We start from the raw sequence: 8,747 nt of genomic DNA, 5'->3' as shown, positions 1-8,747 counted from the left end.
TAATCCCAACCAAAACCCACGAAGGAAACGTAACTTACGAACCAAATCCCTCCATTAACTTAACTCTAAAAGTGTCCCATTTCTTCTGACGACCAACAGATGGAAATCGAGAGGTGGACATTTCCTCTTCACTTTATCGACTTCGAAACAACTATGGTAGCAATCCCTTTCAACAAGGGTCGGCATCCGTATGAAGGAATAGCTTTTCAGTATTCGCATCACGTTGTCAGCGAAGATGGCACTGTGGAACATCGTGGCGATTATCTGAACACGGTTCAAGGTGCATTCCCGAATTATGACTTTGTAAGGCGTCTAAAAGCAGAGTTGGTTACAGACAATGGGAGTGTGTTTCGATACTCGAATCATGAAAACACCTATTTGAACATGATATACCAGCAGCTTAAGTCTGACGAAGCTGATATTGAGGATCGCGATGTTCTATGTGAATTTGTCAGATCAATTACTCACTCCGTATCAAGCTCTTCGGAGGCGTGGGTTGGCAAGCGCGACATGGTTGATTTGTGTGAATTCGTGAAGCGCTTCTACTATGATCCCATGACTAATGGCTCGAACTCGCTTAAGCACGTGCTTCCGGCAATCCTGAATAGGTCAGATTATCTCAAGACAAAGTACTCCAGACCAATATATGGAGCTGCCGGCGGAATTGTAAGTCGAAATTTTGTTGATTGGCAATGGGTTCAATTTGATGCAAACGGGAAAGTGGTTGACCCGTACAAGCTTCTGCCAAGAATGTTCCAAGATGTCCCAGATAAAGAACTGCTAATCCTAAGTGAGCAAGATGAGCTGAACGAAGGTGGAGCGGCTATGACGGCGTACGCTCGTATGCAGTTTGAAGAGATGTCTGAATATGAAAGGGACGAAATCAGAAAGGCACTCCTGAAGTATTGTGAATTGGACACATTGGCTATGGTAATGCTTTACGAAGGCTGGAGAGAATTGGTCATGAGTTAAAAATGGCGCTCCGTCAGCGCATGTGGTACAAAAGGACCAGAATTATTGAAGTGTAAGTTGAATTGGCGTTGCATTACAACACGGTTGAACTGCAGGGTTCGCTAAACTACATTCGCCTGCCCCGGTAACGAAAATGACTTTGCTTCTGCTACGCTCCGATACGCCGCAAGCAGGTCAGTGTGACGTCCACATGGTACATAAGAATGGCGACAGATCAATGGAAAGGGGACGAAATGCCCAAGTTTGATGTGCTAAGAGAAGTTCGCGAACTTAAGAACCACTTGTCCTATACCAAGAACATTGGGTTTTTCTTTGGCGCTGGCACCTCTTGTGCGCTCGGTATTCCTGATATCTCTGCGCTAACCTGTGACGTTGAGGCTGCCCTCAAGGGTGATCTGCTGAAGGCATTTTGCCTCGTAAAGGACGATCTTGCGGCACAGAGTCAAGGGCGTGCGGTCAACATTGAGGATATCTTGAATCAATTGCGACGAATACGGGAACTCACCAATGAGAGCGACACCAAGATGTACACTGGTATCAGTGGCAAATGCGCTGTGACTATCGATGCCGAGGTCTGCAAAGCAATCTACTCGATCATAACGGCGAAAGAGAGCATAGCCACCTTGGATACGACAAAGAGATTCTTTGCCTGGTACAACCTGCTCTCGCGTGATTACCCCAAGGAAGTCTTCACTACAAACTACGATCTCTTAATCGAGAAGGCGCTTGAGGCCAGCGAAATACCTTACTTCGACGGATTCGTAGGTGCTTATGAGCCCTTCTTCTGGCAGGAGAGCGTTGACCATTCTCCGCGACCGGGCGATCTCACAAAGAACTGGATTCGCGTTTGGAAGATTCACGGTTCATTGAGCTGGTTCTGGCGCCGATCCGAAACGACGCAGTCGTATCGCATCATCAGAATAGGCAATGTTGACCAATCTTCCGATATTAAGAACGAGTTGGTCATATACCCCTCGAAAGATAAGTACGACTCGTCACGCAAGCAGCCCTTCATTGCCTACTTCGACCGAATGAGAGCATTTCTCCTTAGCGGAGAGCTTCTCTTCGCCGTCAGCGGGTATTCATTTTCAGACCAACACGTGAATGAGATCTTCTTCAACTGCATGCGTCAGAACAACAGGCTATTTGTGATTGCTTTTTTGTTTACCGATGCTGATGTCGAACGGCTCCACCGTTCTTGCGGTATGTATCTCAATCTTCATGCATACGGGCCAACGAAGGCGATCATTGATGGCGAGCTCGGAGAATGGCAGTTCAACAAAGATGGTGTAAAACCGAACGAAGTGACAAGCATGTTCTGGAGTGAAGAAAAGTCGCAATTGACGCTTGGCGACTTCAATAAGTTGGTTAGCTTCCTTGTCGCCAGCTCCGGGAAGAAGGATCGTGAAGAATTGGCGGCTAAATGACCAGTAACATCACCTACTTGGGCACGGTAATACGAGTCGACTCGAGCACCGTCGAAGTTGAGATCTCTAATGAGATTCCTTCCGCTGCACCTATCATCAACGGGCGGCTCTACAAAATCGGGCAGATTGGCACGTTTGTCAAGTTTCCGGTGGGTAACATCTGCCTTTATGGCATTGTCGTTGCCGTCAGCAACGTGCCAATGACAAATCCTGACGAGAAACTAGCATTTAGCCCTGGCTCACGGTTCTTGTCCGTTCAACTGGTTGGTGAAAAGGTCGGCGATGAGGACTTTCAAAAGGGCGTCGGAACATATCCGACGATAAACGATGAGGTTCATCTAGTTACAGAAGCCGATTTGTTGGACATCTACGCGAAGAGGAGTACAGGTTCCATAGAACTCGGGACTCACTCCTCATCTGACAACCTTCAGGTGAGTGCTGATGTCCACAAGTTGGTGCTAAGACATTGCGCAATTCTTGGATCAACGGGAAGCGGCAAATCCAATGCAACTGTTTGCGTTATGAAGGCTATTCTACGTGACTACCCTGGATCGAGAATCATATTGGTCGACCCACACGGCGAGTATGCTTCTGCATTTCCCAGCTCTAGGGTGTTCAAGATTAATGACGCAGCACGTCCACTCTATATCCCATTCTGGCTCATGACGTTTGACGAACTTGCGTACTTCTTGGTTGGCGCGGACGCGAAGGATGATCAGCGTCCTGAGTACAGAAAGCTTAGGGAACTGATTGTCGAAAGAAAACGGGCAAACGCTGGGACACTCAAGGCGGGACCCGTGGATCCCAACCGGGTCTCGGCCGACTCACCTATCCCGTTTAGCGTGAGAGAGTTGTGGTATCACATCTATTGGTGGCTGAACGCCACATTTAATGAAGCGACTCAGGAGAAGCAGTCGCAGGAGAACGCTTGCGTTCAAGATAATGGTAACTTTAGAACCCTTACTCCTCCCAGCTTCGCGCCGTATGCCGTTGGGGCCGCCGCTCCTTATAAATCTAAGCACTATCAGGAATTCTATGGGTATGAAAAGCGGCTCATAAGCCGACTCAGAGATTCAGCATATGACTTTCTTTTTCATCCCGGTGAGTACGCAGATCCGACTACCGGAAGAGACTTGAACGATTTGCTCGACGACTGGATCGGGACCGATGAGCGACTCACGATTCTCGATTTGGCTGGAGTTCCATTCGGAGTGCTGGACATCACAGTCGGCCTCATTACTCGTTTTGTCTTCGACAGTATGTTCTGGGGGCGTAATGAGACATACACCGGCAGGCAGCGCCCCTTATTAATAGCATTTGAGGAAGCTCACTATTATCTGAACAAGTCCGAAGGAAACAACTATGCGCGCGAAGCAGTGGAAAGGGTCTTCAAGGAGGGTCGCAAGTTCGGCATCGGTTCTCTTATGATTTCGCAACGTCCATCAGAAATCGCTGATACGATCTTGGCACAGGTTGGCACCTTCATTGCCCTCCGCTTGACAAACGCCAGCGATCAGGGCATTGTGAAATCGTCTGCGCCAGACAATCTAATCAGCTTAATCGACTTGCTCCCTGCTCTCCGAACTGGCGAGGCACTTGTGATTGGCGAGGCGGTCACAATCCCGTCGCGTGTGAGAATCCCACTGCAGGTGCCGAGACCGACGAGCGAAGACCCCAAGCTCGTGGAAAGCTGGCTCAAAACATTTGCTCGTGACGCAGAAGACTACAAGACGGTAGTGACTTCGCAACGAGAACGAAAGCTGAGGAGGTGAACATGAATAAGGAATATGTAGATTCATCAATGATTTCGACAATCGGCTACGAGCCTTCATCCGGCACGCTCGAAGTTGAATTTCGATCAAGTGGACAGATTTGGCAGTACTACGATGTCCCCGAGGCAACGTACAACGATCTCCGTGCAGCTGGTTCACTCGGCAAGGCGTTCAACTCAATGATCAAAGGTCAATTCAGGGAGGCTCGAGTCGGATGATTGGGACGCTGCTCTTCGCCAGCGCAATTGGCACCAAAGGACTAGTACGACCACGTTTTAGAACCAAGGTGTACGTACAGTGGCGCGTTCAATGCAACACGGTCAGGCCGCATAGCTCGCCGGGCTCCAAGCCCCGGTACAGGAAGCAAGTGTAATCCTAACACTGGCACAGAAAATGGGGGCAGACCAATGCAACTGACCTTACAGAAAATGAGGTACACATTTTTCTGGGGTACAATGAAAACCCTTGTATTTTGAAACATTCAATTCTATCTTAAAAATCAGCACGGAGATTTCTTGTAACTTGATTAGGAGCATATCAGATGAAAGTTAAGGAATTGTTTTTGTTATTGTTTTGTGTGTTTCAAGGATTTTCTTCGTCCGCACGAGCGCAAGTGACCTTTACGGATCACTTGATAGTTTCCAATTTCGACCTGCTATATGTATCGTCGCTGTCCGCAGTTGACCTGGACCAGGATAATGATCTTGACCTCTTGGCCACCGGCGTGTTTTCGAACGATGTGGCATGGTTCGAGAACAACGGCTCTGGTGTATTCACGACCCGGCTCATCTATGGGACTCTGAACGCTGCTACGGACGCAAAGGCGGGTGACGTTGACCATGACGGAGATACTGATGTGGTTGCCACCTCGAGGACTCTGGATGACGTCGTATGGTTTGAGAACAACGGGACGAACACTTTCACCTATCGCCTTGTAAATGGTACTTTCGACGAAGCACTCGAGGTGGCTCTTGGCGACCTGGACGGGGATCTCGATCTCGATATCGTCGGCGGCGCTGGAAACGAGCGGGTCACGTGGTGGGAGAACCTGGGCGGCGGGAGTTTCACCGAACACTTGATGCCGACGAACCGAACCGATGCGACAGTTGCAATTGCAGATTTCGATGGTGACGATGATCTCGATGTTGCGGCAAATGGTGGGAGTGTCACAATCTGGTATGAGAACCTCGGTGCAGACTCTTTTTCAGAGAATTTCATAGCAAGTGGTAACTACGACAAACTTCTCACTTCCGACTTGGATTCAGACGGTGATCCGGACCTGATTGGACAAAATGAAATCTCTACTCCTATGAAGTGGTGGGAAAACGACGGAACGGGCACGTTCGCCGAACATCCAATCTCCTCTTCGAGCGCGGGCTATGATTTTGATGTTGCGGATATTGATGGGCTGAACGGGCTAGACGTCGTAGCAAACGGCTCAAATATCGAATGGCTCGCGAACGACGGATCAGAAGGTTTCAGTTCATTTGTCATTGCGCCAGGTGAAGAAGTCGTCGCGGCTGGAGATTTCGATGGAGATGGCGATATAGATATCGCGAGCGCAATGAATGATATCACATGGTGGGAGAATCTTCGCCCGCCGCTCCTCGGGGCCATAGACGATCTGGCTATTCTCACTGGCGCCACCCCTGACGATGTCGTTCTGTATTGGTCGCCTGCCGCGAATGCTTCTACTTATCAAGTTCACGCATCTCCGAACTACAGCTTCACACCGGATTCCACAACCCTTGTTACCACAACCACTGATACCATGTTCACACACTTCGGGATAGTGCCGGCGGTTGACCGCAACTACTACGTTGTGGTCGCCCTGCCTTAGTGCCGACACAATTGATCTTCCGCCTGCATTGTTTCGTGTAGCCCATTATTCACATAAAACCCTACAAGGATGGACCTATGAACGTGCGCGCGCTTTTGTCGTGTCTGCTTTTTGCCTTATGTATGTCCAATGCACTGGGAGCGATCCGAATGGTCCCGAGTCAATATGCTACAATCCCTTTGGCACATTCGGCGGCCGTCAATGGTGACACGATTCTAATTGCAGCAGGAACATATCCTGACCAAGTTGACCTGTCCAAGAGACTGACTATCATTGGCGCAGGGTACAACCTGACGAGTATCACCGGCTACTACACGTTTCAAACAGGCTCGGCGCGAACGGTCTCAGAGGGACTAAGATGCCAGAAATCAGTTAATTCTGGATCAAACTCCCAGTCCGGTGTTTGCATGCTACAGGGGACAGTTGACTCTCTGATTTTCCGCCGCTGTTACTTCTCTGAAACAGGTACCGGCAACCTATATGGCAATGCGTTCAAGAGACATACGGGAACAACAGGGGGAAGACTCTATTTCGATGGCTGTATTTTCAGCGCAGGCGGCTACAGCAACAACTACAACTCATTCGCTCTTTGGCTGGACGGCGAGTCCGCCGTTCTCACGAACTGTCTTATTGTAGATTGGAATGGAGTGGCTGACCCTTCCTACCAGTCGCCGTTTTTCGGCTCTTTCGCCGGGCTGACTGTGAATAATTGCGTTTTTCTGGGTTATCGGAGCATGTTTTATCAGGGGCAGGGGGGTGTGGCGGCGCAATTCTACAACTCCGCTGTTTACGACACCGCGTCCACCGGCGCCTTTATCTGGAACTTACCGGTGGGCAGCACGCTGGATTATTGCGCCAGCGAAGGCGCAGTCCCCTCGGGCGCAACGAATCACCTAACTCTGACGTCCAATCCATTCGTCAATTACAACCGAGCCAGCAATTACCAGCACGGTACGAGTGACTTGCACCCCGCTCTAGGCAGTGATCTTATTGATGCCGGTCATCCGGACGGGATCGACATCCTCGACGGCACACGGATGGATATCGGACTGTATGGCGGGCTATCGCATTTCACCGACGGCGGTATTCCCAACTACCCCTATGTCGAAAGCCTGACCGTTCCGCCGATGATAACGACCGGCAACGACTTGCAAATAAACGCTGTCGGCAGGGTCGGCCGAGGCTACTAAGATGCTGCACAAAGTAGTCATCATTGTATTCGCCGCAATTGTCTCGGTGCACGCGACGGTCATTGACTCAGCCGAGTACTATGTTGACCAGGATCCGGGCGTCGGGCAGGGCGTTAACATTCCAACAACCCCCGATACTGTCGTGGCTCTTTCCGCGTCAGTGGATGTGGGATCACTTGCTCCCGGCCTGCACATTGTGGGACTCCGAGTGAGAGACAATAGAGGTCTCTGGAGCCTTGCGGATGTTAGGTTGTTCTACCTCATAGGCACAGAGCATGACGACCATGAAGTATTGGCCGCCGAGTATTTCTTCAATCAGGATCCGGGTGCCGGAAATGGCGTGAGCCTGGCCATTACGCCGGGTGCTGAGATTTCAGTGACAGCTTCGCTGGATGTAGATGCACTCGCCAACGGACTGAACACGCTGTATCTTCGTGTCCTGGATGATCGAGGGCTGTGGAGCCTTGCCGATTCAAGACAATTCTACAAGCTTTCACTGAATCCGTCACAGCCGGATATCGTGGCCGCCGAGTATTTCTTCAATCAGGATCCGGGTGCCGGAAATGGTATCAGCCTGGCTGTAGCTGCTGCGCCGAACATTGCAATCTCGGAATTGATTGACATTAGCAGTCTACCGTACGGACTGAACAGTATCTCGTTGCGGACCAGAGACTCGCGTAATCTTTGGAGCATGGCAGCTTCAAGGGTCTTTTATACCCTGCCCGATTTCTCCGGCACAAGCGATCAACTCCTGGCCGACGCTGAATACTATGTCAACGTAGATCCGGGTCCCGGTAACGGTATTCCTTTCCTGCCGGAAGACGGTGCATGGGACGAAGACGTTGAAGAAGTCTCTGAATCTATCGCTGGCATCCCAATAGGCAGGCATGTCTTAGGCGTTCGCTTTCGGGATAATCGGGGGCAATGGTCCGGCACTGTGATCGACAGCTTCGTTGTTGGGCCACTGCTTACTATCCTGCCTCAAAGTCCCCCCGTGCTGAACTGGCAAGGTGAAAATGCCGGAGCCATGACTTACATCTGGCGCGCAACTCAAACAAATGGACCATTTGCGGTAATAGACTCGACGACTACGAATAGCTTTACCGACAATGAGAATCCAGTGGCGCCGTCTCAGCGATTCTACCATGTCACGCAGCAATTGACCACCGCCGCAAACAGATATCGATTGCCCGACCCAACCTTTGACGCAAGCCAGCTCGATCGCGTTGGATCACCTGACAAAGTGTCAAGCGCTGCGAACACCAGGAAAGGACGCGCTAGCGAAAAAAACACAGGAGGGAATTAGCGCACAACCAGCGAGAACCGCACAATTTCTGTCGTTGAGATCTGCATCGTCGCTCAAGTCGAAGCCACACATGTGAACAAGTTCAAGTCCTGATTACTTTCCGCACGCTCTCGCTCCGACAATTAGCCCAATGTCGTCTCAAAGTCACTCCAAAGGGTATTGAAAACTTAGAGTTTTGAGGCCGTTGGAAGGCGTGCATACGGGAAACCGTATCGGGGGTTCGAATCCCCCTCTCTCCGC

At 50.4% G+C, this 8,747-nt stretch carries 7 protein-coding genes; all 7 read left to right on the top strand.

Translation table 11 applies throughout. The features are described 5' to 3' along the window. Positions 1–99: 99 nt before the first annotated feature. The 7 genes from HUU59_13380 (at position 100) to HUU59_13350 (ending at position 8,507) form a co-directional block, all read left to right on the top strand. Positions 100–972, top strand: a complete 873-nt coding sequence (locus HUU59_13380) for a DUF2779 domain-containing protein (GenBank protein NUO20432.1) — start codon at positions 100–102, stop codon at positions 970–972. Positions 973–1,205: 233 nt separating this feature from the next. Then, a complete protein-coding gene (locus tag HUU59_13375) occupies positions 1,206–2,399 on the top strand; it encodes an SIR2 family protein (protein NUO20431.1) in 1,194 nt (397 codons plus the stop codon). Continuing rightward, positions 2,396–4,171 carry an ATP-binding protein gene (locus tag HUU59_13370; protein NUO20430.1) on the top strand — a complete coding sequence of 592 codons (1,776 nt, stop codon included), beginning with the start codon at positions 2,396–2,398 and terminating at the stop codon, positions 4,169–4,171. Before HUU59_13375 ends, HUU59_13370 begins: the two co-directional genes overlap by 4 nt. A 2-nt stretch (positions 4,172–4,173) precedes the next feature. Further along, a complete protein-coding gene (locus tag HUU59_13365) occupies positions 4,174–4,389 on the top strand; it encodes a KTSC domain-containing protein (protein NUO20429.1) in 216 nt (71 codons plus the stop codon). Positions 4,390–4,712: 323 nt separating this feature from the next. Continuing rightward, on the top strand, positions 4,713–6,011 hold the full coding sequence (locus HUU59_13360) for a VCBS repeat-containing protein (protein ID NUO20428.1): 1,299 nt from the start codon (positions 4,713–4,715) through the stop codon (positions 6,009–6,011). Positions 6,012–6,160: 149 nt separating this feature from the next. Then, a complete protein-coding gene (locus HUU59_13355; protein NUO20427.1) occupies positions 6,161–7,201 on the top strand; it encodes a hypothetical protein in 1,041 nt (346 codons plus the stop codon). Position 7,202: 1 nt separating this feature from the next. Continuing rightward, positions 7,203–8,507, top strand: coding sequence for a hypothetical protein (locus tag HUU59_13350; GenBank protein ID NUO20426.1), 1,305 nt, complete (start codon positions 7,203–7,205; stop codon positions 8,505–8,507). Positions 8,508–8,747: the final 240 nt, after the last annotated feature.

The organism is bacterium, from assembly GCA_013360195.1.
In the GTDB taxonomy this organism is placed as follows: Bacteria; Electryoneota; RPQS01; order RPQS01; family RPQS01; genus JABWCQ01.
The sequence above is the reverse complement of the archived record's forward strand: the minus strand, read 5'-3'. Positions and strand labels throughout refer to the sequence as shown.

Excerpts from the sequence above, each read along its gene's own strand:
- HUU59_13380 (NUO20432.1), top strand. The coding sequence starts at position 100 with ATGGAAATCGAGAGGTGGACATTTCCTCTTCACTTTATCGACTTCGAA.
- HUU59_13375 (NUO20431.1), top strand. The coding sequence starts at position 1,206 with ATGCCCAAGTTTGATGTGCTAAGAGAAGTTCGCGAACTTAAGAACCAC.
- HUU59_13370 (NUO20430.1), top strand. The coding sequence starts at position 2,396 with ATGACCAGTAACATCACCTACTTGGGCACGGTAATACGAGTCGACTCG.
- HUU59_13365 (NUO20429.1), top strand. The coding sequence starts at position 4,174 with ATGAATAAGGAATATGTAGATTCATCAATGATTTCGACAATCGGCTAC.
- HUU59_13360 (NUO20428.1), top strand. The coding sequence starts at position 4,713 with ATGAAAGTTAAGGAATTGTTTTTGTTATTGTTTTGTGTGTTTCAAGGA.
- HUU59_13355 (NUO20427.1), top strand. The coding sequence starts at position 6,161 with ATGGTCCCGAGTCAATATGCTACAATCCCTTTGGCACATTCGGCGGCC.
- HUU59_13350 (NUO20426.1), top strand. The coding sequence starts at position 7,203 with ATGCTGCACAAAGTAGTCATCATTGTATTCGCCGCAATTGTCTCGGTG.